At 70.5% G+C, this 23,542-nt stretch carries 19 protein-coding genes, 1 tRNA gene and 1 pseudogene; 8 read left to right on the top strand and 13 right to left on the bottom strand.

What is annotated here, in order from left to right; translation table 11 throughout:
* The first annotated feature begins 137 nt into the window (after window positions 1-137).
* Window positions 138-1,340 (top strand): serine hydrolase domain-containing protein, encoded by a 1,203-nt coding sequence (locus tag MUN76_RS08085; RefSeq protein WP_244683832.1) that lies wholly within the window; start codon window positions 138-140, stop codon window positions 1,338-1,340.
* 99 nt (window positions 1,341-1,439) lie between these two features.
* A tRNA-Gly gene (locus tag MUN76_RS08090) sits at window positions 1,440-1,510 on the top strand.
* Between the two features lie 104 nt (window positions 1,511-1,614).
* Here the strand turns inward: MUN76_RS08090 and MUN76_RS08095 are convergent.
* Together MUN76_RS08095 and MUN76_RS08100 are read right to left on the bottom strand one after the other, a co-directional pair.
* Window positions 1,615-2,151 (bottom strand): methylated-DNA--[protein]-cysteine S-methyltransferase, encoded by a 537-nt coding sequence (locus tag MUN76_RS08095; RefSeq protein WP_244683833.1) that lies wholly within the window; start codon window positions 2,149-2,151, stop codon window positions 1,615-1,617.
* The gene (locus tag MUN76_RS08100; RefSeq protein WP_244683834.1) at window positions 2,148-3,740 is read right to left on the bottom strand and encodes a DNA-3-methyladenine glycosylase 2 family protein; all 1,593 of its coding nucleotides are present in this window, start codon (window positions 3,738-3,740) and stop codon (window positions 2,148-2,150) included. Before MUN76_RS08100 ends, MUN76_RS08095 begins: the two co-directional genes overlap by 4 nt.
* A 135-nt stretch (window positions 3,741-3,875) precedes the next feature.
* Between MUN76_RS08100 and MUN76_RS08105 the strand changes: the two genes are divergently transcribed.
* From MUN76_RS08105 to MUN76_RS08125, 5 genes are all read left to right on the top strand, one after another.
* On the top strand, window positions 3,876-4,421 hold the full coding sequence (locus tag MUN76_RS08105) for a TetR/AcrR family transcriptional regulator (protein WP_244683835.1): 546 nt from the start codon (window positions 3,876-3,878) through the stop codon (window positions 4,419-4,421).
* 93 nt (window positions 4,422-4,514) lie between these two features.
* Entirely contained in the window at window positions 4,515-5,645 is a 1,131-nt protein-coding gene (locus tag MUN76_RS08110) for an ornithine cyclodeaminase family protein (RefSeq protein ID WP_244683837.1), read from the top strand.
* Window positions 5,646-5,697: 52 nt separating this feature from the next.
* Window positions 5,698-6,870 carry an N-methyl-L-tryptophan oxidase gene (gene solA / locus MUN76_RS08115; RefSeq protein WP_244683839.1) on the top strand — a complete coding sequence of 391 codons (1,173 nt, stop codon included), beginning with the start codon at window positions 5,698-5,700 and terminating at the stop codon, window positions 6,868-6,870.
* A 126-nt stretch (window positions 6,871-6,996) separates the two neighbouring features.
* Window positions 6,997-7,905, top strand: coding sequence for an ATP-binding cassette domain-containing protein (locus tag MUN76_RS08120; RefSeq protein ID WP_244683840.1), 909 nt, complete (start codon window positions 6,997-6,999; stop codon window positions 7,903-7,905).
* The gene (locus MUN76_RS08125; protein WP_244683842.1) at window positions 7,902-8,735 is read left to right on the top strand and encodes an ABC transporter permease; all 834 of its coding nucleotides are present in this window, start codon (window positions 7,902-7,904) and stop codon (window positions 8,733-8,735) included. The genes MUN76_RS08120 and MUN76_RS08125 overlap by 4 nt, the downstream gene beginning before the upstream one ends.
* A 60-nt stretch (window positions 8,736-8,795) precedes the next feature.
* Here MUN76_RS08125 and MUN76_RS08130 read toward each other — a convergent pair whose 3' ends face one another.
* The 7 genes and pseudogenes from MUN76_RS08130 to MUN76_RS08160 form a co-directional block, all read right to left on the bottom strand.
* Window positions 8,796-9,815 carry a sugar phosphate isomerase/epimerase family protein gene (locus MUN76_RS08130; RefSeq protein ID WP_244683844.1) on the bottom strand — a complete coding sequence of 340 codons (1,020 nt, stop codon included), beginning with the start codon at window positions 9,813-9,815 and terminating at the stop codon, window positions 8,796-8,798.
* A gap of 1 nt (window position 9,816) precedes the next feature.
* Window positions 9,817-10,677, bottom strand: coding sequence for a sugar phosphate isomerase/epimerase family protein (locus MUN76_RS08135; protein ID WP_244683845.1), 861 nt, complete (start codon window positions 10,675-10,677; stop codon window positions 9,817-9,819).
* A 155-nt stretch (window positions 10,678-10,832) separates the two neighbouring features.
* A pseudogene (locus tag MUN76_RS08140) lies at window positions 10,833-12,043 on the bottom strand (substrate-binding domain-containing protein).
* A complete protein-coding gene (locus MUN76_RS08145; protein ID WP_244683847.1) occupies window positions 12,040-13,233 on the bottom strand; it encodes an ABC transporter permease in 1,194 nt (397 codons plus the stop codon). Before MUN76_RS08145 ends, MUN76_RS08140 begins: the two are co-directional and overlap by 4 nt.
* Window positions 13,230-14,285, bottom strand: coding sequence for an ABC transporter permease (locus MUN76_RS08150; RefSeq protein ID WP_244683848.1), 1,056 nt, complete (start codon window positions 14,283-14,285; stop codon window positions 13,230-13,232). Before MUN76_RS08150 ends, MUN76_RS08145 begins: the two co-directional genes overlap by 4 nt.
* A complete protein-coding gene (locus MUN76_RS08155) occupies window positions 14,282-15,904 on the bottom strand; it encodes a sugar ABC transporter ATP-binding protein (RefSeq protein ID WP_244683849.1) in 1,623 nt (540 codons plus the stop codon). The genes MUN76_RS08150 and MUN76_RS08155 overlap by 4 nt, the downstream gene beginning before the upstream one ends.
* Entirely contained in the window at window positions 15,901-16,956 is a 1,056-nt protein-coding gene (locus MUN76_RS08160; protein ID WP_256451819.1) for a Gfo/Idh/MocA family protein, read from the bottom strand. The genes MUN76_RS08155 and MUN76_RS08160 overlap by 4 nt, the downstream gene beginning before the upstream one ends.
* Before the next feature lie 140 nt (window positions 16,957-17,096).
* Between MUN76_RS08160 and MUN76_RS08165 the strand changes: the two genes are divergently transcribed.
* On the top strand, window positions 17,097-18,284 hold the full coding sequence (locus tag MUN76_RS08165; RefSeq protein ID WP_244683851.1) for an ROK family transcriptional regulator: 1,188 nt from the start codon (window positions 17,097-17,099) through the stop codon (window positions 18,282-18,284).
* Window positions 18,285-18,295: 11 nt separating this feature from the next.
* Here MUN76_RS08165 and MUN76_RS08170 read toward each other — a convergent pair whose 3' ends face one another.
* The 4 genes from MUN76_RS08170 to MUN76_RS08185 form a co-directional block, all read right to left on the bottom strand.
* The gene (locus MUN76_RS08170; RefSeq protein WP_244688723.1) at window positions 18,296-18,967 is read right to left on the bottom strand and encodes a TrmH family RNA methyltransferase; all 672 of its coding nucleotides are present in this window, start codon (window positions 18,965-18,967) and stop codon (window positions 18,296-18,298) included.
* A gap of 107 nt (window positions 18,968-19,074) precedes the next feature.
* Window positions 19,075-20,034 carry an aldo/keto reductase gene (locus MUN76_RS08175; protein ID WP_244683852.1) on the bottom strand — a complete coding sequence of 320 codons (960 nt, stop codon included), beginning with the start codon at window positions 20,032-20,034 and terminating at the stop codon, window positions 19,075-19,077.
* Between the two features lie 109 nt (window positions 20,035-20,143).
* The gene (locus MUN76_RS08180; protein ID WP_244683853.1) at window positions 20,144-21,022 is read right to left on the bottom strand and encodes a glycerophosphodiester phosphodiesterase; all 879 of its coding nucleotides are present in this window, start codon (window positions 21,020-21,022) and stop codon (window positions 20,144-20,146) included.
* Window positions 21,023-21,228: 206 nt separating this feature from the next.
* Window positions 21,229-23,454 carry an ATP-dependent Clp protease ATP-binding subunit gene (locus MUN76_RS08185; RefSeq protein ID WP_244683854.1) on the bottom strand — a complete coding sequence of 742 codons (2,226 nt, stop codon included), beginning with the start codon at window positions 23,452-23,454 and terminating at the stop codon, window positions 21,229-21,231.
* Window positions 23,455-23,542 lie beyond the last annotated feature (88 nt).

Consider the following 23,542-nt stretch of genomic DNA (forward strand, 5'->3'; position numbering starts at 1 on the left):
ACTTCGCCCGCCGGACGCGTTCCTCCCAGTCACACGCAGTAGACTTCGGCGAGGTCTGTGTCTTCACGGAGATTGGTGGTTGAGTGTTCCCGAGGCTTGCACGTCGCGCCCGCGTCGTTACGATAAGCGCCCTTGCCGTGGCTGCGCTCGGCCTGACTGCCTGCACCGGCGGCGGGGGCGGCGCCGTGAGCGGCGACGTCAACACCGTGGATGATGCGCTCGCGACCGCCTTCGACGACGCGATCGCCACCGCGATGCAGAGCAGCGGCTCGACCGAGGCCATCGTGGGTGTCTGGGGCACCGACGGCGGGGAGTACGTCCGCGCCTACGGCAACGAGGAGCTCAGCGGCGGCAGCCTGATCCGCGGGGCCCAGGCGACGCAGCCCGTGATGTGCGCCCTCCTCCTCGACCTCGTCGACGAGGGCACCCTCGACCTCGATCGCGAGATTTCCAAGGACCTCACGCGACAGGTCGGCATCGAGGGCGTCACGTACCGCCAGCTCTGCGACATGCGCTCCGGCCTCGCGGACTTCAAGAGCGGCTACCTCGATATCTTCGCGAACAATCCCACGCGCGTGTGGCCGGATCAGGAGCTCCTCGCGCAGGGGCTCGTCCACTCGCCGCTGTCGTGGCCCGGACGTGACGTGCACCAGTCGGACACGAACCCCGTCGTGCTGTCGCGCGCCCTGCGCGTCAAGACCGCCGGAGAGATGCCCGCGCTCCTCAAGGAACGCGTCTTCTCGGCCGCGAACATGAACGCGAGCTTCTACCCCAGCCCCGAGACCACGGAGCTGTCGGGATCCACGCTCTCGGGGCTCACCTACCCGTCCAGCGGCGGCGCGCCCGTCTGCGACGCCGGCGTGGTCGAGGTGCCCGCCGTGTCCTCGTCGATGCTGGCCGGCGCCGGAGGCACGGTGACGACCGTGACCGACCTGAAGAACTTCTACACCGCCTACCTCGGCGGCACGTTCGGCGGCGAGCAGGCGGGGGTCGTCACGGAGACGAACCCGCTGGCGAACCCGGAGCGGGACGCCGACGGCAACCCGACCACCGAGCCGGACCCCGCCGGTGCGCAGTGGGCGTTCGGCATGGAGAAGCAGGGTCCCCTCTACGGTCAGAGCGGTGCGATCACCGGCACCCTGACCGCCGCGTACCACGACCCGGAGTCCGGGTACACCGTGGTCGTCGCGCTCAACAACTCCTCCGCCGGGGCCGCCTTCGTGAAGTCGCTCGCCTTCCAGCTGGCCGCGATCTCGACCGAGGCCGGCAGCGGTGCGGAGCTGGGCTGGACCGCGGCCGACCAGGCGGCGAAGATCGCCGAGACCGCGATCTGCCAGTAGTCGGGCCGGATCACCCGCGCGACCCTGGGTGCCGGGTCGCGGAGTGCTCGCCCCGTTTCTGCTAGTGTGGATGAGTCGGAATCGAAACGATTCCGCCGCGGGGATGTAGTTCAATGGTAGAACTTCAGCTTCCCAAGCTGATAGCGCGGGTTCGATTCCCGTCATCCCCTCTGATCGGGTCTTTTCCTCCACGAGAAGGCCCGATCTTTGTGTTGATCAGGCAACCTGCCGAGGACTCGGCTCCTGCGCAACAGCCTGCAACCGAGGCATCTCGCTAGAGGATCGCCCCCTCGAGCCGCAGCAGCGCCTCCTTGATGTCGGTGCCGAACAGGTACCCGCCCAGCCCACCGTCGGTGCGCACGATCCGGTGGCACGGCACGATCAGCGCCACGAGGTTGTTCGCGCACCCCGATGCCGCCGCCCGTACCGCGGAGGGCCGGCCCGCCAGCCCGGCGAGCTCCGTGTACGTGACGGCCGCCCCGGCGGGCACTCCGCGCAGCGCGCGCCACACCTCTCCGCGGAACGGCGTCTCCGGCTGGGCGACCGCGAGATCGTCGATCGCCGTGAGCTCCCCGGCCGCGTACGCGCGCAGCGCATCGGGGATCGCGCCCGTGTCCCGGGGCGCCGCGAGCTCGCGGGCCGCGAGATCCGGATCCAGCGCGGCCAAGCGCATCATCAGGCTTTCCGCGTCGGGATCCGCCCCCGTCGCGAACCCGGCGGCGCGGACGGCGCCGTCCTCGGGGGTCCAGATCGCGTGGAAGGGATGACCCGCCACGTCGACGATGGTGCATTCCAGGGGTGCCGTGCTCATGGGGTGTCCTTTCCGGAGGCCGCTTCGAGGAAGTCCGACCACAGGTATTGCGTGGCGTAGCCGCGGAACGGCCGCCAGCGCTGGGAGAGCTCACGCGCGACGGACTCACGTTCCGTTCCGAGTGCGCGTTTGAGAATCAGGTCGCCCGCCGGGAAGGCGTCGGGATCGCCGAGCGCCCGCATCGCCACGAGTTCGACGGTCCAGGGTCCGATCCCGCGAATGGCGAGCAACGTCGCCCGCACCGCGTCGCGATCCGCCCCGGGACCGAGTTCGAGGCCCTCGGCGAGGGCCGTCGCGAGCGCCCGCAGCGTGTCGGCCCGGGCCCGGGTGAGGCCGAGCCGCGCGCGCAGTTCGTCGGCCGAGGTGTCGGCGATGGATCGCGGATCCGGGTGCGCGACGAACCCGGGTGCCGCGCCGCTGCCCGAACTCGGTGTCACTTCGAACGCCGCGGCCATCCGACCCTGGATCGTGCGCGCCGCGGCGAGTGAGATCTGCTGCCCGAGCACCGTACCGAGTGCGAACTCCGCCGCGTGCCGGGCGCCGGGCAGCCGCAGCCCGGGGCGACGCAGCATGATCGGCGCCAGCACGGGGTCGTCGCCGAGCGCGGACGCGATCTGCGCGGGATCCGCGTCGAGGTCGAGCAGCCGTCGCACGACCTGGATCGCTGGCATCGTGTCTGCAAGCCCCGGCAGGCTCAGCACGATCGGGACGCCGACCACCCGCGCACCCGCCGCGCCCGCACCGCGCACCCCCGGGTCCCCGGCCAGCTGCTCGGCGACGGACGGCACGTCGCCCCAGTCGATCCGCACGACCGCCGTGCCGCCCGGCAGGTCGATCGCGTGCGACGTGGGGCCGGCGGGGTCGATCAGGTCACGACCCGGGATCGCGTGCGCGGCGAGGAACGCGCGCACACCCGCGGCGGCGAACGGGGCGCGGGTGCGGAGGCGGAGCGCGAGCTTCGGGCGCTCGTCGGACACCGGGCCGGCCGGGTCGGAGGGCCTCTCCGGCTGCGAACGCCGAGGCAGCGCGGAGGGCGCGATCCCGAACTCCTCGCGCATCGTGTCACCGAACTGCCGCACGCTGCCGAAGCCGGCGGCGAATGCGACGTCCGCGAGCGGCAGATCCGTCTCCTCGATGAGCGCGCGCGCCGCGTGTGCGCGACGGTTGCGCGCGAGCTGGAGCGGACCGACCCCGACCTCTTCGAGGAGCATTCGGCGCAGGTGCCGCTCGCTCACCGCGAGTTCCGCTGCGAGCCCCGCCACGCCGACCGTGTCGACGGCCCCGTCCCGGATGCGCCGGACCGCCCGTGCGACGAGATCGCCTCGCGCGTCCCAGTCCCGCGTGCCGGGCACCGCTTCCGGGCGGCATCGTTTGCACGCGCGAAATCCCGCAGCCACGCACGCCGCCGCGCTCGCGTAGAACCGGCAGTTCTCGCGGCGGGGCTTGCGCGCCGGGCACGACGGTCGGCAGTAGATTCCCGTGCTCGTCACACCCAGGTACACCCGGCCGTCCCAGCGCGCGTCGCGCCCCGACGCCGCGCGATAGCACGCGTCGAAGTCGAGCGTCGCGGGGCCGGTCGGAGTCTGCATGGTCTCCATTCTGCCGCGCACGGGGCCGGCACGCGCGCGGAAATCGGACATCGCAGCGGCGCGGGAGGAACGTCCGACACGCGCCCCGCCGTCAAGGCCGCGCACCGACCCGGATCCGTCGCTACGCTCAATGACATGAAAGACGTATCCGGCCGCACCGCGCTGCTCCGCGCCACCATCGTCGTCGTCGCGAACGGCGGGCTCCGGGCGCTCACCTACCGCGCCGTTGCCGCCGAGGCGGGGGTGTCGCACGGCCTCGTGCGACACCACTTCGGCACCCGCGACCAGCTCATCGCCGAGGCCATGGACTTCGCCATCGACGAGAGCCTCAAGGGATCCAACATGCTGAACGGCGGGCTCACCGTCGAGGAGTTCGCGGACGGCATCGAGTCGCTCGCCGAGCGCGAGAGCGGGATCCAGTCGTTCCAGTACGAACTGCTGCTCGAGGCCCGGCGGCGCCCCGAGCTGCGGCACAATGCGGAGCGCCATTATGAGGCGTACCGCGAGGCGATCGGCACGCAGCTCGCCCGCCTCGGTGTCGAGGATCCCGAGCTGACGGAGCTCATCTGGTTCGCGCTCGACGCGATCGTCTTCAAGCAGCTCGTGCTCCCCGGCGACGTGTCGCCCGTGGTCCGCCGGATCCGGCGGATCATCCACGAAGCGGCGCCCGCCGCGAGCTGAGCGGCACTGGCACCCCGCAGTTGACTATCCACTTGGATAGTCTTATTCTGGCATCGCGCCCGTCCCCGGGCCGGACAGAAGGGACACACCGCCGTGCCAGACACCTCGATCGATTTCCTCTACCTGAGCGAGCCGGACATGATCCGCGCCGGGGTCACGAACATGGCCGAGTGCGTGGACACCATGAGCGATATGCTCGGGCTCTTCGCGCAGGGCGACTACCGGATGGCCGGCACCGAGAACAACTCGCACGGCGCCCAGGTGTTCTTCCCGGAGACCGAGGAGTTCCCCGGCATGCCCGTCGACGGCCCCGACCGCCGCTTCATGGCGATGCCCGCCTACCTCGGCGGTGAGTACCAGATGGCCGGCTGCAAGTGGTACGGCTCGAACGTCGAGAACAAGCAGCGCGGACTCCCCCGATCGATCCTGATGTTCACCCTCAACGACAAGGACACGGGCGCGCCCCTCGCGATCATGTCGGCGAACCTGCTCAGCGCGTACCGCACCGGGGCGATCCCGGGTGTCGGCGCGCGCTACCTCGCACGCGAGGACGCGACGGTCGTCGGCATCGTCGGCCCCGGCCCCATGAACCGCACGTCGCTCGAGTCGTTCGTGGCCGTGCGACCCGGGATCACGACCGTGAAGGTCTCCGGCCGCGGCCAGGCGGGCATCGACACGTTCATCGCGTGGGCCCGCGAGAAGTTCCCGCAGATCGAGACGATCGAGCAGGTCGCCGACATGGAGGCCGCCGTGCGCGACTCCGACATCGTGAGCATCGCCGTGCCGAGCCCGATGGGATCCGAGCACTACCCCCACGTCAAGGACGAGTGGGTGAAGCCGGGCGCGTTCATCTGCTGCTCCGCGCACCTCGCGCTCGACGAGAGCCTCACCCTCCGCTCCCGGCATGTCGCCGACGCGCGCAAGATCTACGAGGCGTGGGCTGAGGAGCTCCCGGTGCCCGCGCACGAGACGGTCGGCATCTGGGGGATCCACCTCGTCGACCGCGTGCGCGACGGACGCATGACCCCCGAGCAGTTCGAAGACGTGGGCGAGATCATCCGCGGCATCACCCCGGGGCGCCAGAACGATGATGAGATCTTCATCTATTCGGTGGGCGGGATGCCGGTGGAGGACGTCGCCTGGGCGACGAAGGTGTACCGCAACGCGGTGCGCGACGGGATCGGCACGAAGCTGAACCTGTGGGAGACGCCGGCGCTGGCGTAAGGGCGAATCCCCTCCGGCAGCAGACCCCACAATCCACAGAGAAGAGCACAACATGGACATGCAAAAAACGAACGTCGTCGTCATCGGCGCGGGTACGGTCGGGGCGATGGCGCTCTGGCAGCTCAGCAAGCGCGAGGGCCTGGAGGTCGTCGGCATTGAGCAGTTCGGACGGGTACACTCCCACGGCTCGTACGCCGGGGAGTCCCGTGTGTTTCGCACCGCAGTGCACGAGGGCGGCACGTACGTGCGCATGATCCAGCGCTCGCGCGATCTGTGGCGTGAACTCGAGCGTGAGTCTGGCCGCGACATTTACACCGAGGTCGGTGCGCTCAGCATCGCCCCCGAGGGCTTCCCGGATCTCGTCACCGCGCTCGGCACCGTCGCGGAGTTCGATCTTCCGCACCGTGTACTCAGCGACAGCGAGTTGCGCGCCGAGTACCCGCAGCACCGCATTCAAGATGGCGACATCGGCCTGCTCGACGCCCACGGCGGTGGCCTCCGCCCCGAGGTCGCGGTGATGAGCGCGCTCGACGTGGCCGAATCGAACGGCGCGAAGCTGTACTTCAACACCCCCGTGCTCGGCATCGAGGAGCGCGCCGACGGGGTGGTGGTGCGAACGACGCAGGGATCCTGGCTGGCCGATACCGTTGTGGTCGCTTCGGGATCCTGGTCGACCCGCCTATTCCCGGAGCTCAACGACCTGCTCCGCCTGCAGGTGCTCGGCCTCACGTGGTTCATGCCGAAGCAACCCGAGCTGTTTGTGCCCGAGCGCTTCCCGGTGTTCCTCCGCGACTCTGGCCCCGTGCACTTCTTCGGCGCCCCGAGCTTCGACGGCTACGCCTTCAAGGCCTGCACCAACCCCGAGTGGCCCGTGTTCCGCGACGTCGCCGAGGTGCCGACCTCGCACACCCGCGAAGAACTCATCAAGATCGGGCAGCGCGCCGCGGAGCTCTTCAACGGCATCAACCCGGAGCCGGTGCGGCAGAGTGTGCACCACTGCGCCTACACGCCGGATCGTCTGCCCGTGATCGACCGCAGCGCGAGCGGGCGGGTCGTCACCCTGACGGGCATGTCGGGGCATGGTTTCAAGTTCTCCCCGCAGGTCGGCGAGTGGGCCGCGCAGCTGGTGGCGGGCGAGGACACCACGGTGGATCCGCGCTTCGCGCTCGCCGCGCACCTCGAGCGCCTCGCGGTCACGGGCCCCTACACGGGCGGCGGGCACTAGCTGCTTCGGGCACCCGCTCCGAGCACCCGCTCCCGTCACCCGCTCCGCCCGTCCGGATCGTTCGCCCCGCCCCGGCACCGAACCGGCCCGTCTGACAGACTGGAGGGACCGAGCGAGGGAGCGAACATGGCAGAACCGGCGAATGGCCTGGTCGAAGTGACCGGCCTCTCGAAGCGCTTCGGCGGCGTGCAGGCGGTGCACGAGCTCAGCTTCACGGCGGTTCCGGGCCGGGTCACCGGCTTCCTCGGCCCTAACGGCTCGGGCAAGACCACGACCCTCGCGATGGTGCTCGGCCTCGTCCGCCCCGACGCCGGCACCGCGACGATCGGCGGCACGTCCTACGCCGAGCTCGATCGCCCCGCCCGCACCGTCGGCGCCTCGCTCTCCGCCCACTTCCACCCAGCGCACACCGGCCGCGCGCACCTCGACATCGTGCGGCGCGGGATCGGGGTCCCCGAGTCCGTCGTCGCCGACACCCTCGAGCTCGTCGGCATGACCGACGCGGCCGACCGCAAGACCGGTGGATACTCGCTCGGCATGCGCCAGCGCCTCGCACTGGCCGCTGCGCTCCTCGGCGATCCGCAGGTGATCCTGCTCGACGAACCGATCAACGGCCTCGACCCCGAGGGCATCCGCTGGATCCGACTGTTCCTCCAGCACCTCGCCCGAGAGGGCAAGACCGTGCTCCTCTCCTCGCACCTGCTCAGCGAGGTGCAGCAGACCGTCGACGACGTGGTCGTGATCCGACGCGGCGAACTCGCCTACGCCGGCACGCTCCAGGAGCTCCAGGACACGTCGGGTGAGCGCGCGGTGCTCGTCTCGGCGAGCGACCAGCCCGGGCTCGCGCGAGCGCTGCAGGAGGCCGGCGCCGAGGTGCACGGCGTGCGCGGCCAGGTGATGCGCGTCGCGGGTCTGGATCCCGACGCCGTCGGTCGTGTCGCACTCGCGGCCGCGATCCCGCTCTCCCACCTCAGCGTGGAGGAGAGCGAACTCGAACAGAGCTTCCTCGAGCTCGTGGAAGGGGGCGCCGCATGAGCCGCCTGAGTCGGAGCCTGTCCTCCGAGTTCCGCAAGGTCCGCTCGACGAAGCTGTGGTGGATCCTCGCGATCGTGCTCGCGGCCTACTCCGCCTTCATGGGCGGACTCTTCGCGTTCATGTTCGGCGCGCTCGGCGACGCGATGGACGGCACCGGGGTGAGTCTGCCCGCGCAGGAGAGCGCGAACATGGTCTATTCCTCCGTGTCGACGTTCGGCTACGTGATCCCGCTGCTGTTCGGCGCGCTCATGGCGACGGGCGAGCTCCGGCACGGCACGCTGGGGCTCGCGTTCACGCTGGAGCCCCAGCGCGGCATCGTGCTCGCGAGTAAAACGATCGTCCTGCTCGTGGTTGGCGTGGTGATCGGCATCGCCGGGCTCGTCGGCGCGGTGGGCGCGGGGGCCCCGGTGCTCGCCGCCACCGTCGGGGACCCCATGCTCGGCTCGGGCGAGACCTGGCTGCTGATCGTACGGGTGCTCGCGGCGATCGCCATCTGGGCGATCATCGGGTTCGGGATCGGCGTGCTCGTGCGCAATCAGGCGTTCGCGATCGTGCTCGCACTCGTCTTCACCCAGTTCCTCGAACCCGTGCTCCGCACCGGGGCGCAGTTCTGGGACTGGAGCGCGCAGGTCGCGAAGTTCCTGCCGGGTGCCGCGACCGACGCGTTCGTCGGCGCGAGTGTGATGAGCAGCCTGTCGGCCCTCGATCCCACCGCCCCCGCGGCCTCCGACGGCCTCGGGATCTGGACCGGTCTGCTCGTGCTGCTCGCCTACGCGGTCGTCGCGCTGCTCGCGGGCTGGCTGCTGCGCTGGCGCCGCGACGTGGTGTAGCGGGCGCGGATCCTCCGCAGCCGACCGTCTCGAGCGCGGGTCGTGAGCGGCCGGTTGCGACTACTGGTTCGAGAACGCGGCGTCGAACGAGGCATCCGGCCGCTTCCAGAGCAGCTTCCGGATCGCGCCAACGGCCTCGGCCGCGCCGTGCAGGCGGTCCATGCCCGCGTCCTCCCACTCGATCGAGATCGGGCCGGTGTACCCGATGGAGCCCAGGGCGCGGAACGCGTCTTCCCAGTGCATGTCGCCGTGCCCGGTGGAGACGAAGTCCCAGCCCCGCCGCGGATCACCCCACGGCAGGTGGGACCCGAGGATCCCGCTGCGTCCGCTCGGCGGGCGCAGCCGGGTGTCCTTGCAGTCGACGTGGTACACACGGTCGGCGAAGTCGGTGATGAAGCCGATGGGGTCGACGCCCTGCCAGAGCAGGTGGCTCGGATCCCAGTTGAGCCCGAACGCGCTCCGGTGCCCGATCGCCTCCAGCGCGCGCACGGTGGTCCAGTAGTCGTAGGCGATCTCCGACGGGTGCACCTCGTGCGCGAACCGCACGCCCTCGGCGTCGAACACGTCGAGGATCGGGTTCCAGCGCGCGGCGAAGTCCTCGTACCCCGCCTCGATCACGTCCGCCGGCACCGGCGGGAACATCGCGACGTACGGCCAGATCCGGGATCCGGTGAACCCGACCACGGTGTCGACCCCGAGCTTCCGTGCCACTCGAGCGGCGCGCTGCATGTCGACGGCTGCCCGCTGGCGCACGCCCTCGGCCTCGCCGTCGCCCCACACGTACGGCCGCACGATGGCCTGGTGCCGGAAGTCGATCGGATCGTCGCACACCGCCTGCCCCGCGAGGTGGTTGGAGATGGCCCAGACCCCGAGCCCGTGACGGTCGAGGATCTCGAGACGCGACCGGAGGTAGGCGTCGTCCTCGTCGGCGCGCTGCAGGTCGAGGTGATCTCCGGAGCAGGCGATCTCCAGGCCGTCGTACCCCCACTCCGCGGCCAATCGCGCGACCTCCTCGAATGGCAGGTCCGCCCACTGCCCGGTGAAGAGGGTGACGGGGTGCGAGGTCTCGTGCGCGGTCATGTCAGCTGCTCCTTCGGTCCTGCAGGTCGATGAGGAACTCGGCGGAGATCCGGGCGAGATCGTCCTGCGAGTCGGCCAGCGGACGCCAGATGGAGGCGGCCGTGGCGATGGTGTCGTTGTTTCCCGTGAAACTCTCGAGCGTCAGTGCGCCCGCGTAGCAGATGTCGTCGAGCGCGTCGAAGAACGACTCCCAGTCGGTGTGATCCACGCCGACCGGGCCGCGATCGTTGCCGCAGACCTGCACGACGCGGCAGTGAGGCCCCGCCAGCCGGATCGCCTCGGCGGGCGAGCGCTCCTCGATGTTCAGGTGGTAGCTGTCGAGCGCGAGGCCGACCCCCTGTCCCAGCAGCGGCTCGAGGGCGTCGAGCGCCTGCGCGACCGTGTTGATGAGGCTCGTCTCGTACCGGTTGAGCGGCTCGATCGCGAGGAGGATGCCCCGCTCCGCGGCGTAGCCGGCCACCGGCGCGAGCGCCTCCCGCAGGGCAGCGATCGCCCGCGCCCGCTCCGCCGGGTCCATACGCCAGACGCGGCCGGTGCGGGCGGTGAACGGACCGGCGACGGTCGGCGACCCGACCGTCTCGGCCACGTCCACGCAGTGCCGCAGATAGTCCTGTGTGGCGGCGACCGTGGCGGAGTCGAGCAGATCCCGCCCCTCGCCCATCGCCCCGACGACCCGCGCACCCATGCCCCGTGCGTCGAGCCGCTCCCGCGCGAGCGCGGGGTCCCAGTCGCCCGGGCGCTCGACCGGCAGTTCGAGCAGCTGGTACCCGAACCCCTGGGCCTTCCGCGCGATCGCCTCAAGTCCGTCGTCATCGAGTGGGGACGTCCACACCCACGTGTTCACCCCGAGCTCTCGCTGCACTGCTCCCCCTTTTACACCTTCACGGGTTTCTCGATGGTCGAGTTCGCCGGGGCAATCCCTGCGAGGACGCCTCAGGGTTGGCGCGTCGCGAGCGACGCGCCGGGGTCCCCTGTCTCAGTCCTCGCAGGGATTGCCCCGGCGAACGCTCCGCTGACTTACGGGATGACCCGATCCTGCCAGACCTTCGGGTACCCCGGAAGATCCTCTCCACCGAACTTGGCGTAGTGCCCGTCGGGCATCCCCTCGTTGCGGTCGAGGTACTCGTCGAGCTCGGCCGCGGTGATCGGGCTCTGCGGCAGCACCCACTCGGTCGGCACCTCTTCACCCTTGAAGATCTTCTCGAGGGCGAGGAGCGGTGTGCGCCACTGGAAGTTCGAGTAGACGGGTGCGAGGCCGGTCAACCCGGTCTCCTTCCACTTGCGCAGGAAGCTCAGCTCGTCCTCCCCCGTCATCACGGGGTACTCCTTGCCCGCGTCCTCGAAGGCCTCGATCGCGGCGACGGCGCCGTCACCGGCGTCCATCCAGATGCCTTGCACGTCGCCCTTGGCGAGCTCGTCCGAGATGATCTTCTTGATCTCGGCCGGATCGGCGCCCGTGAAGTAGTCCACGGCCTCGATGTCGTTCTCGGAGAACAGTTTCTCCGCCGCCGCCCAGCGCTGCTCGAGCACATCCACACCCGGCAGGATCCGGAGTGCCACGACCTTGTCACCCGGCTCGAGCTCGTCGATCAGGAACTCGGCGGTGTCGATCCCCCAGGCGAAGCCGCCGATCGGGTGGATGAAGGAGACGGCGCAGTCGGTCTGCACGCCGCGGTCGAAGACCACGACGGGCTTGCCGGTCGCGCACGCGCGCTCGACCGCGGGGGTCATTGCCGCGGTGCTGTTGGGCGAGATGATGAAGCCGTCGCAGTTGCCCTCGGCGATGAAGTAGTCGATGTCGGCGATCTGCGTGTCATCGCTGTCCTGCGCGTCGCGGGTCTCCATCTCGGAGATCACGCCCGACTCCTGCAGCACCTTCAGCTGCTCGTTCATCGTGATCCAGCCGGTCTGGCGCCACGGGTTCGAGATGGACGCGTTGGCGAAGCAGACCTTCATCGGTCCCTCCGTCGCGAACTCCGAGGTGTCGCCCATCTCCGCGTTGATGGTCTGCAGGTAGGGCTGATCCTCCGGCCCTCGGGGGTGACGGACCGTTCGGCGTCCTGCTTGTCGAACAGGGCCTGGTCGAACCACTCCTCGCTCGATGCCTCCTCGGTCACCTCCTCGCTCGTCTCGGGCGCTTCCACTGACGGATCGGTCGTGCACCCCGCGAGCAGGATGAGCGAACCCGCCGCGACGAGACCCGTCGCCATGCGTAGCGATCGTTTCATGATCGGTTCTCCTTCGTGTTGGTCCCCCGCGCAGCATCGTCGCCGGCGGGATCGGGTGACGGGATGCTCCCCGTCGTTGCTGACCCGGGGGATCCGGGTGGTGCAGCACTGGGTGCCCCCGCGGCTGCGGGATCCCAGGAGTCTGAGGGGCCGGGCGTCGGGACCGGCCGCGTCTCGGTGCCCGTCACCGGGGCCGCGCGACGTCGGGCCGTGAACACCACGCCAGAGTAGGCGACCGCGGCGATGATGATCACACCCTGGATCGCGTCGCGAGCCGTCGAGGGCACCGAGGTGAAGTTGAGCAGGGTGAAGAGGGACTCGAGCGCGAACGCGCCAGCGAGGGCGCCGACGACGTGGCCGCGACCTCCGCCGAGCACCACGCCGCCCAGCACCACGGCCGTGATCGCGATGAACTCGTACCCGCGGCCGACCGACGGGTGGACCCCCGCGTACCCCACGAGCAGGATGCCCGCGAGGGTGGCGGACAGCGAGGAGATGACAAACGCAGCGGTCTTCGTGCGCCACACCGTCGCCCCGGCGAACGCGCTCGCCTGCGGATTGTCGCCGATCGCCACGAGCACCCGACCGAAGGGGCGACGCGACAGCCAGATCGCGAGGGCCACGACCACGGCGAGCACGATGACGGCCCAGGGCAGCATGCCGACGATCGGCAGGTCCGCGATCCCGCCCCGCCCGACCTGACGGAAGGAATCGGCGGGATTGCCCGAGGCCGCACCCCCGGTCCACCACATCACGCCGCCGTAGAGCGCGAGCATCATGCCGAGGGTGACGATGAACGAGGGGACGCGGAGCAGTGTCGTCACGAGCCCGTTCACGAGGCCGACCACCACCCCGATCACGATGAGGAGCAGCAGCACCGGCAGCACCTTGCTGTCGTCCTGGCCGATGAGGGTGCCCGCGAGCACGACCTGCGTCGTGACGAGCGATCCCATCGACAGGTCGAACTCACCGCTCACGATCACGAAGTACTGGCCGATGGCCACGATGGCGATCGGTGCGACGCGCTGGATGAAGCGGACGAGTTGGCTCGGCTCCGCGAAGCTCGGGTTCAGCGCGATGATCGCGATCAGCAGCACGGCGAGGAGCAGGAAGACCGCTCCGCGGGGGCTGATGAGCGTGCGGAGGAATCGGGCCGCGGGCGAGGGTGCGGCGTGCACGTCGGCGCTCATCGGGCACCTCCCTCGGATCCCTCGGACACCAGCACCGGCGCGTCGGGTGGCGCCACCGCCGATCCGTCCGACGCGAAGCGGCTTCGGCGCGCCACCAGTCGGCGCCGGGAGTAGACGGCGACGGCGGCGACGATCACCACACCGCGCACCACGTCCTTGAGGAACGGGTTCACCTGCAGCACGCTCATGAGGTTGTCGAGCACCGCGAAGATCGCCACGCCGCCGATCGTGCCCCAGATCGTGCCGCGCCCGCCGGCCAGCAGCGTGCCGCCGAGCACCACCGCGGCGATCGACAGCAGGTCGTAGCCGCCCTGCGTGCCCACGGTCGGACTGCCGACGCCCAGCCGGCTTGCGAGAAGCAGGCCGGCGATACCGGCGAAGACGGAACAGACAATGTGCGCCGTGATGAGCGGCAGTTGCGTGCGCACCCCCGAGAGCCGCGCGACATCGGGCCCGCCGCCGACCGCGTAGAGGTGGTGACCGAAGCGGGACCGGGCGAGCAGGAAGGCCACCGCCGCGGCGAGCGCGAGCATGAGGATCGTCGAGACCGGGACCGGCCCGATGCCGGTCGCGCCGAAGAGCTGGAAGCCCCACGGCACCGACCCCGCCGTGCCCTTGTAGTTGGTGTCGAGGTACCCCTTCAGGATCAGCCCGACACCGAGCGTCGCGACGAAGCCGTGCACCCGGAGCACCGTGACGATGAGCCCGTTCACGAGCCCGATGACCGCGGCGACCGCGAGCGCCAGCAGCACCCCGGGCACGATCATGCCCTCACGGTCGCTCATGGTCTGCGCGGCGATGAGGCTGGTCAGACTCACGACGTAGGGCACCGACAGGTCGAGGGAGCCCCCGAGGATCACGAGCGTCTGGCCGATCGCCACGAACCCCAGCACGCTCATGCCCGTCAGGATGTCGCGAATACTGCCCGCGCTGAAGAGGTTGCGGCCGACGGTCGAAACGAGAATCGCGCTGAGCAGCAGCACCGCGAGCAGGGCGACGTACACGATCACGGTGGTGTCGAGCCGTCGCAGGGTCGTACGCAGCGCGCTCATCGGTCGCCTCCCTCGGTGTCGGTGTGCGCGCCGGAGCGCTCGGTGTCGGTGTCGGTGAGCGCGCCGGAGCGCTCAGTGGCGAGGTGCTCCCCGGCGCGTTCGGCCGCCGCCTCGGCCGCGGCTTCCTCGGTCGCGATGAGCCCGGCCGCCCCCGCGGCGAGCGCGAGCACCGCCTCTTCGGAGGCGCCGCCCGGCAGCTCGCCGGCGATCCGGCCGTCGCGCATCACGATCAGTCGATCGGCCATGCCGATCACCTCGGGCAGTTCACTCGAGATCAGCAGGATCGCGACGCCGCGCTGCGCGAGATCCCGGATCAACTGGTACACCGCCACCTTCGCGCCGACGTCGATGCCGCGGGTGGGCTCGTCGAGCAGCACGACCCGCGGCTCCGTCGCGAGCCACTTCGCGAGCACCACCTTCTGCTGGTTGCCGCCGGAGAGCACCTGCACCTCCTGCTGCATGCCCTGGCTGACGACCTCGAGGGAGGTGAAGATGCCGGGCATCGCCCCCCGCGTCGTGCGCGTGCGGCCGGGGAAGACGCTCCGGATCGCGAGCAGCGCGTTGTCGAGCAGCGACTGGTTCAGCGCGAGGCCGGTGCGCTTGCGGTCCTCTGTCACGAGTGCGATCCCGCGCCGCACGGCCGCCCGTGCGCTCCGGACCCGCGCCTCGGTACCGTCGATGCGCAGTTCGCCTCGGACGAAGGGTGCCGTGCCGAAAAGCGCCTCGGAGAGCTCAGTGCGACCGGATCCTTGGAGCCCCGAGACGCCCACGACCTCGCCCGCGCGGAGGTCGAGATCGATGCCGTCGAGCTGGTCGTTGCCGCCCCCGCGCACCGACACGATCGTCTCACCGATCATCGTGCCGGGTGCCGGGTCGGGGAAGAACGCACTGAGCGGGCGCCCGACCATGCGCCGCACGAGGGTGGTCTGATCGAGGTCGGCCGCGGGACCGGAGGACACGAGCGCCCCGTCCTTCAGCACGGTGATCGTGTCGCAGAGGTCGAAGATCTCGCGCAGGCGGTGCGAAACGTAGAGCACCGCGACGTCGCGCTCCTGCAGCCGCCGGATGATCCGGTAGAGGATCCCGACCTCGTGGTCGGCGAGGGCCGCGGTCGGCTCGTCCATGCAGATCACCCGGGCATTCACCGAGAGCGCCTTCACGATCTCGACGATCTGCTGCTCGGCGACGGTCAGGCCGCCCACCTTGGCGCCGGGATCGATGCCCTCGACCCCGAGGTCGTCGAGCAGCTCGCGGGTGGAGCGAGCCATCGCGCGGGTGTCGACCAGACCGCGCCGAATCGGCTCCCGGCCCAGGTAGACGTTTTGCGCGACGGTGCGGTCGGGGAGCAGGTTGAACTCCTGGAAGACCGTGGCGACTCCGGCTCGGCCCGCCTCGACCGGGTGCCCGAAGTCCACGCTCCGACCGTCGAGGGTGACGTCACCGCCGTCGCGGCGGTACACCCCCGCGATGATCTTCATGAGCGTCGACTTGCCGGCGCCGTTCTCGCCGACGAGGCCGTGCACCGATCCCGGGTGCAGCTGCAGGGAGACGCCGTGTAGCACCTCGACCCCGAAGAACTGCTTCCGCACATCGGTCGCCGTGAGGATCGCAGTGCTCATCGTGCACTCACCTCCACCCAGGCCCGGGTCCGCACCGACTCGAGCACGGCCTCCGTGACGATCGCGGCGCGCAGCCCGTCGGCGAAGGTCGGCAGCGCCTCGCGGGTTTGCCCGCGGGTGACGGCGTAGGCGTCGGCGACGAACGCATTGAACGCGTCCTGGTAGCCCTGCGGGTGCCCGGCGGGCACGACGCACAGGCGTGCCGCCTCGGGTGAGAGCTGATCGGGATCGCGCCGCAGTAACTGCGACGCGCTCCGGCCGCCGACCCAGAGCCGTTCCGGATCCTCTTGCTCGAAGCGAAGGCTCTCCTCGGTGCCCGCGAGTTCGAACACGAGGCCGTTCTTGCGTCCGGGTGCGACCTGCGACACGAGCAGCGTGCCGATCGCCCCGCTCGAGAACTCGACGACCAGCGCAACCGCGTCCTCGGTGTCGACCGGGTGCCCGCCGCGCTGCTCGTGCACCGTGCGCGCAGTGGCGGCGAGCCGCACGATGCGTTCACCGCACACGAACTCGATGAGGTCCACGAGGTGCGAGCCGATGTCGGCGAAGGCCCGCGAGGGCCCCCCGGCCTGGGATCCGACCCGCCAGTTCTCGTCGTCGGCGCCGAGCAGCCAGTCCTGCAGGTACTGCCCGGACACCGTCAGCAGACGGCCCGTCGCGCCACCGGCGACACGGGCGCGCGCCTCGCGCACCATCGGGTGGTAGCGGTAGACGAAGGGCACCGCGCCGAGCCGGCCGGCGTCTGCGGCCGCCTCGGTCAGGGTCCGCGCCGCCTCCGCGCTCGTCGCGAGCGGTTTCTCGCAGATCACGTGCGAGCCGGCTCGGAGGGCGCGCGCGGCATACTCGGCGTGACTGTCGTTCGGCGTGCAGACGTGCACGACGTCGAAGCGCTCCTCGGCGAGGGCGTTCGGGTCGAGCCGGCGCGAGTAGCCCAGCTCGGCGGCGGCTCGAGCGGCGCTCTCGGGGCGGGCGGAGGCGAGGGCGTCGAGCGCCGCCCCGGCCGAGCGGGCCGCGCGGCTGTGGACAGCCGCCATGAACCCCGCTCCCAGCATGCCGATGCGGGGAGGTGAAGTGGACTGCGTCGTCGCCAAGGCCATGCCCACATTGTGAACCCCGCTGTCCGACTTTTGCAAGCCTTCTTTCATAAGTAACCGAACCGTTACCGACTTCGGGTATGTGCTTTACTAAATCCATGACGCGGTCACTCGATCTCGGCAGCCCCGCCTTCTCGACGGCCGGCGGCCTCCTGCAACTCCTCCGGGACGGTCACCCGCGGACGCGCGCCGAACTCGCCGCCCTCACGGGCCTCTCCCGGCCGACCGTGGCGCAGCGCATCGATCAGCTGCTCGAACTCGGGCTCATCGCCCCCGTGGAGGCCGCGGTGTCGACGGGCGGGCGACCCTCGTCGCAGATCGCGTTCAATCCGCGCGCCCGCGTCGTGCTGGCCGCGGATCTCGGTGCTCTGCACGCGCGCATCGCCCTGACCGATCTCGACGGACGTCTCCTCGCCGAGTTCTCGGAGTCGCGCGACATCGCCGAGGGTCCGGACGCGGCCATCGCTTGGATCCTCGGCGCCGGACGCCGCCTGCTGCAGCAGACCGGCGTCACCGCCGCGCAGGTGGCGGGCATCGGCGTCGGGGTGCCCGGCCCCGTCGAGTTCTCGTCGGGCCGCCCGATCAATCCGCCCATCATGCCCGGGTGGGACCGCTACGACATTCCCGGGGCGCTCGGCGCCGAGATCGACGCGCCCGTGTTCGTGGACAACGACGTCAACATCATGGCGCTCGGCGAGCAGACCTCGTCGTGGCCCGGTATCTCCGACCTCATCTTCATCAAGGTGGCGAGCGGCATCGGGGCCGGCGTGATCTCGGGCGGGCGGCTGCAGCGCGGTGCCCACGGGGCCGCGGGCGACATCGGTCACGTCGCGCTCGCCCGGGCGGCGGACACCCCGTGCCCCTGCGGCAATCGCGGCTGCCTGGAGGCCGTGGCCTCGGGCCGCGCCCTCGCGCACGCGCTGAGCACCGCGGATGCCGCGCTGACCCGGCCGAGCGAGGTCGTCGCGCTGGCCAAGACCGGCGACGTGACGGCGATCCAGGCGATCCGCCAGGCCGGGCGCGACCTCGGCGAGGTGCTCACCGTCTGCGTGAGCCTCATGAACCCGTCCACGATCGTGATCGGCGGCACCATGGCGCAGGCCGCCGAGCACCTGGTGGCCGGCGTGCGAGAGGTCGTCTACGCGCGCTCGATCCCGCTGTCGACCGAGCACCTCACGATCGCGCCGTCACGCGCACGCGGGGACGCCGCGATCCTCGGTGCCGCGCAGCTCGCGATCGACGCCGCGCTGTCGCCCGCCCGGATCACCGCCGCGCTCGGGGGGTGAGCGCCAGGGACTCAGCGCAGGGTCTCGGCGCGCGGCACGAGCGGCGAGTGCTGCTGCACCCAGCTGAACATCGCGACCGCGGCGGCCGCTGAGGCGTTGATGGACCGCGTCGAACCGTACTGCGTGATCTCGACCACGGCCTCCGCCGCCGCAATCGCCTCCGCGGTGAGCCCGGGCCCCTCCTGGCCGAAGAGCATCACGCAGCGCTCCGGCCAGTCGAAGGTCTCCATCGGCACGCAGCCCGGCACGTTGTCGATCGCGATGATCGGGATCCCCGCCTCCGCGGCCCACGCCACGAGCGTCGCGACGTCCTCGCGGTGCTCGACGTGCTGGTAGCGATCCGTCACCATCGCGCCGCGCTTGTTCCAGCGCCGGCGGCCGACGATGTGCACGGTGTCGGCGGCGAACGCGTTGGCACTCCGCACGATCGACCCGATGTTCATGTCGTGCTGCCAGTTCTCGATGGCGACGTGGAACGGGTGGCGGTGCTCGTCGAGGTCGGCCACGATCGCATCCATGCGCCAGTAGCGGTAGCGGTCGACGACGTTGCGGCTGTCGCCGTGCTCCAGCAGCTCAGGATCGAAGTGCGCCTCGGTGGGCCAGGCGCCCCGGCCCCCCGGCCACGGTCCGACGCCGAACGTCGTCCGTTCCGGGTGAGCCCCGGCCGAGGCGGGTGCGCCGATCGGGTCGGCAGGTGCGGTCGTCTCGTTCGGGTCCGCCGGGGTGGTCGATGCGGGATCGCGGGGCTCAGTCACCCCCCGATTCTCCCACCTCCGGCGGACCTCGCCGATCAGGCCGAAGCGGCGGTGAGGCTTGTGAGCTCCTCGGCGCTCAGCTCGAGGGTGATCGAGTCGAGCAGGGCCGGGAGCTGGGCGGTCGAGCGTGCGCTCGCGATCGGCGCGGCGACGGTCGGCTGCAGTCGGAGCCAGGCGAGGGCCACCGCGGCGACCGGAACCTGATGCGCGGACGCGACCGCGTCGAGTGCGTCGAGCACGGCGCGGCCGCGATCGTCGAGGTAGCCGACGGCCTCCCCTGCGCGCGGGCTGGCTCCGGCCGCCGTCGCATCGTCGGCGGCACGGTACTTGCCGGAGAGGAACCCCTTGGCGAGCGAGAAGTACGGGAAGACCGCGAGCCCTTCGCGCTCGGCCTCGGCACGCAGACCGTTCGTCTCGAAGTCCCGCTCGACGAGGTTGTAGTGCGGCTGCAGCGCTACAGGCAGATGGTAGCCGCCGTCCCGGGCGATCCGGAACCACTCCGCCACCCGTTCCGCCGAGTAGTTCGAGACGCCGATCGCGCGCACCGTGCCGTCGTCGACGAGCCCGGAGAATGCCGCGACCGTTTCCTCGAGCGGCGTCTCCTCGTCGTCGAAGTGCGCGTAGTAGAGGTCGATGCGATCGGTCTGCAATCGCGCGAGCGACGCCGCTGCCGCAGCGCGCACGTTGTCGGGGGCCAGGCCCGCAAAGGCGGGGTGTGTGGAGACCTTCGTTGCGATCACGACGTCGTCACGATTGCCTCGGGCGGTCAGCCACTCGCCGATCAGCGTCTCGGACTCGCCGCCCGTGTGCCCGGGCGCCCAGTGCGAGTACCCGTCGGCGGTGTCGACGAAGTCCCCGCCGCCGGCAAGGAAGGCGTCGAGCACGTCGAAGGAGGCGTCTCGATCAGCGGTCCAGCCGAAGACATTGCCCCCGAGGGCGAGCGGGGCGATACGGAGATCGGAGGCGCCGATCTGAACGCGTGCGGGCTGGGTCATGTGGAGGCTCCTCTGTTGATCGGGTCGTCTGCGACGCTAACAGGTGCGGGTGGGCGCCCGGTCGGAGATGTCGAATGTGACGCACGCCGAGCTCGCGGGCGTCGACCCCCTACCGCCCCTGCCAGTCCGCGAGGCTCACCGGGTCGTCGGTCACGACGAGGTCCATGCCCGCCTCGGCGGCCTGCTGCCAGCGACGCTCCTTGTTGAGCGTGTAAACGAGGGTGCCGATGCCGAGCGGCCGCATCTGCTCGACGAGCTCGGGGCGGCGGTCGAAGAGCTTCGTGCGCGCCCCGACCGCGGACACCTGCAGCGCGACGGCCTGATCCACCGCGGCCTGATCCCACTCCCGGGTGAGCATGACCCGGGCGAACTCGGGTGCGGTCTCGCGGAGCATCTCCAGGGTCGGGAGCTCGAAGGACTGCAGCGCCACCCGGTTCACCAGGTAGTGCGAGCGCAGGAACTCGACGAGCGACGCAACCTGCTCGGGCTGCCAGACGCCCTTCAGCTCCACGAGGGCCCGGGTGGTCGTGGGTTCGAGCACCGCGACGAACTCCTCGAGCGTGGGCACGCGCTCGCCCGCGAACTCCGGCCCGAACCAGCTTCCGGCGTCCAGCGCCTGGATCTCGGCGAGGGTGTGCGCGGCGACCGGGCCGCTCCCGCTCGTCGTGCGGTCGAGCGTGGGATCGTGCATGAGGATCGGCACGCCGTCGGCGGTGACCTGCACGTCGGTCTCGACGAACTCGACGTCCTGCTCGAACGCGACGCGCATGGCGGTCAGCGTGTTCTCCGGGGCGATCGCGGCGGCACCGCGATGCGAGACGATTCCCACGACCCCCTCGCGATGCAGGGCGCCGTGGAGCTGCATCACACTCGCCGCGGCGGCGTGCGGATTCGTCGCGACGATGACGAACAGCAGGGTGACGAGGATCCAGGCGAGCAGGGCCGAGCGGAGCGCGATGCTCTCGCGATGCACCCGTCTCGCTCCCATCCGACACCCCCTTCGTCGCCGGATCGCGCCTCGCGACCCTGCGTGGTGCCCCACAGCCTAGCGGATTCCGTTACCGTTTTGTGACATTTCAGATCGCTGTTCCATCGCAGGTGCGCGGCGCACGACGAACGCCCGCGCGTCCGCTGCTCGGGGCAGGGTCGCGCGGGCGTTCTGATCGCTCGGCGTCGGCGAATGACGCGCCAGGGCTAGTCGTCGAGCAGCTCGGCCTCGATCACCTCGTCATCACCAGGGTCGGAGGCCGGGCGCGGGGCCCGCTCCACCGACAGGCTCAGCGCCGTGCCGTCGGCCGCGACGTCAACACGCACGGCGTCTCCGTCGCGCGCCTCGCCCGACAAGATCGCCCGGGCCAGCCGGTCGTCGATCTCGTGCTGCATGAGCCGACGCAGCGGCCGAGCGCCGTAGATCGGATCGTACCCGCGCGACGCCAACCAGCTCCGTGCGTCCGGGGTGACCGCCACGGTGAGCCGGCGGTCGGCGAGACGGGCGTGCAGACGATCGATCGACAGCTCCACGATCTGCGCCAGATCCTCCTCGGAGAGCGGGTGGAAGATCACCATCTCGTCGAGTCGGTTGATGAACTCGGGCTTGAAGGCGCGCCGCACGGTCTCCCGCACCGCGTCTTCCTTCTCCGGCCAGGCCATCTCGGGGTCGATCAGATACTGGCTCCCGAGGTTCGAGGTCAGGATCAGGATCACGTTGCGGAAGTCGACCGTGCGCCCCTGGCCGTCGGTCAACCGCCCGTCGTCGAGCACCTGGAGCAGGATGTCGAACACCTCGGGGTGCGCCTTCTCGACCTCGTCGAGCAGCACGACCGAGTACGGCCGCCGTCGCACGGCCTCGGTCAGCTGACCGCCCTGCTCGTAGCCGACGTACCCCGGAGGCGCGCCGACGAGCCGGGAGACCGAGTGCTTCTCGCCGTACTCCGACATGTCGATCCGGACCATGGCGTGCTCGTCGTCGAAGAGGAACTCCGCGAGCGCTTTCGCGAGCTCGGTCTTGCCCACGCCCGTGGGGCCGAGGAAGAGGAACGAGCCCGTCGGCCGGTTCGGATCCGCGATCCCGGCGCGCGTGCGCCGCACGGCGTCCGCGACCGCGCGGGTCGCGTCGCCCTGGCCGATGAGCCGCTTGCCAAGCTCGGTCTCGAGCGCGAGCAGCTTCTCCGTCTCGCCCTGGAGCAGCCGCCCGACCGGAATGCCGGTCCAGGCCGCCACGACACCGGCGATCTCCTCATCGGTGACCTGGTCGTTGACCATCCGGGGTTCGCCGTCCGCCTCGACGAAGAGCTCGGCCTGCTCGGCCTCCGCGAGCTGCTTCTCGATCACCGGGATCTCGCCGTAGAGCAGCTTCGAGGCGCGCTCGAGGTTGCCCTCGCGCTGCGCCCGCTCGGCGTCGATCCGCATGCGATCGAGCTGCTCTCGCAGCTCGCCGACCCGGTTCAGCGATGACCGCTCGCGCTCCCAGCGCGCCTCGAGCACGTCGAGTTCGCTCTGTCGCGCGACCAGGTCTTCACGGAGCTTCGCGAGGCGCTGCTTCGAGGCGTCGTCCTTCTCCTTCTTCAGCGCGAGTTCCTCGAGCCGCAGGCGGTCGACCGACCGGCGCAACTCGTCGATCTCGACCGGTGCCGAATCGATCTCCATGCGCAACCGAGACGCGGCCTCGTCGATCAGGTCGATGGCCTTGTCGGGGAGCTGGCGCGCGGTGATGTAGCGATCCGACAGCGAGGCCGCGGCGACGAGCGCCGAGTCCGCGATGGTGACCTTGTGGTGCGCCTCGTACCGCTCCTTCAGCCCGCGCAGGATCGCGACGGTGTCTTCCACCGACGGCTCGCCCACGTAGACCTGCTGGAACCGGCGCTCGAGCGCCGCGTCCTTCTCGATGTACTCGCGGTACTCGTCGAGCGTGGTCGCGCCGATGAGGCGCAGCTCGCCGCGCGCGAGCATCGGCTTCAGCATCTGCGATGCCGCGACCGAGGACTCTCCGCCGCCGGCCCCCATCAGGGTGTGCAGCTCGTCGATGAAGGTGATGACCTTGCCGTCGGAGTCCTTGATCTCTTGAAGCACGGCCTTCATGCGCTCCTCGAACTCGCCGCGGTACTTCGCCCCGGCGATCAGCGCGGAGATATCGAGCGAGATGAGTTCTTTATCCTTCAGCGACTCGGCGACGTCACCCGCGACGATGCGCTGCGCGAGTCCCTCGACGACGGCGGTCTTGCCCACGCCGGGCTCGCCGATCAGGACCGGGTTGTTCTTCGTGCGCCGGGTGAGCACCTGGCTCACCCGTCGGATCTCGGAGTCTCGTCCGATCACCGGATCGAGCTTGCCCGAGCGGGCCACCTCCGTGAGGTTGATGCCGAACTGCTCGAGCGCGCTCTGCTCGCCGCCCTCGGGGGCGGGCTGCCAATTTGCCTGCATAGTGCCCTCTCTGTTGCGTCTCCTCAAGCATGCAGGATCACAAACTTGAGTGAATATGACTCAAGTTTATCGAACCGCGTGCGAAAGG

Source organism: Leucobacter rhizosphaerae, from assembly GCF_022919175.1.
GTDB lineage: Bacteria > Actinomycetota > Actinomycetes > Actinomycetales > Microbacteriaceae > Leucobacter > Leucobacter rhizosphaerae.

Excerpts from the sequence above, each read along its gene's own strand:
- MUN76_RS08180 (WP_244683853.1), bottom strand. The coding sequence starts at position 21,022 with ATGGGAGCGAGACGGGTGCATCGCGAGAGCATCGCGCTCCGCTCGGCC.
- MUN76_RS08175 (WP_244683852.1), bottom strand. The coding sequence starts at position 20,034 with ATGACCCAGCCCGCACGCGTTCAGATCGGCGCCTCCGATCTCCGTATC.
- MUN76_RS08165 (WP_244683851.1), top strand. The coding sequence starts at position 17,097 with ATGACGCGGTCACTCGATCTCGGCAGCCCCGCCTTCTCGACGGCCGGC.
- solA (WP_244683839.1), top strand. The coding sequence starts at position 5,698 with ATGGACATGCAAAAAACGAACGTCGTCGTCATCGGCGCGGGTACGGTC.
- MUN76_RS08160 (WP_256451819.1), bottom strand. The coding sequence starts at position 16,956 with ATGCTGGGAGCGGGGTTCATGGCGGCTGTCCACAGCCGCGCGGCCCGC.
- MUN76_RS08105 (WP_244683835.1), top strand. The coding sequence starts at position 3,876 with ATGAAAGACGTATCCGGCCGCACCGCGCTGCTCCGCGCCACCATCGTC.
- MUN76_RS08125 (WP_244683842.1), top strand. The coding sequence starts at position 7,902 with ATGAGCCGCCTGAGTCGGAGCCTGTCCTCCGAGTTCCGCAAGGTCCGC.
- MUN76_RS08100 (WP_244683834.1), bottom strand. The coding sequence starts at position 3,740 with ATGCAGACTCCGACCGGCCCCGCGACGCTCGACTTCGACGCGTGCTAT.
- MUN76_RS08120 (WP_244683840.1), top strand. The coding sequence starts at position 6,997 with ATGGCAGAACCGGCGAATGGCCTGGTCGAAGTGACCGGCCTCTCGAAG.
- MUN76_RS08130 (WP_244683844.1), bottom strand. The coding sequence starts at position 9,815 with ATGACCGCGCACGAGACCTCGCACCCCGTCACCCTCTTCACCGGGCAG.
- MUN76_RS08185 (WP_244683854.1), bottom strand. The coding sequence starts at position 23,454 with ATGCAGGCAAATTGGCAGCCCGCCCCCGAGGGCGGCGAGCAGAGCGCG.
- MUN76_RS08095 (WP_244683833.1), bottom strand. The coding sequence starts at position 2,151 with ATGAGCACGGCACCCCTGGAATGCACCATCGTCGACGTGGCGGGTCAT.
- MUN76_RS08145 (WP_244683847.1), bottom strand. The coding sequence starts at position 13,233 with ATGAGCGCCGACGTGCACGCCGCACCCTCGCCCGCGGCCCGATTCCTC.
- MUN76_RS08155 (WP_244683849.1), bottom strand. The coding sequence starts at position 15,904 with ATGAGCACTGCGATCCTCACGGCGACCGATGTGCGGAAGCAGTTCTTC.
- MUN76_RS08150 (WP_244683848.1), bottom strand. The coding sequence starts at position 14,285 with ATGAGCGCGCTGCGTACGACCCTGCGACGGCTCGACACCACCGTGATC.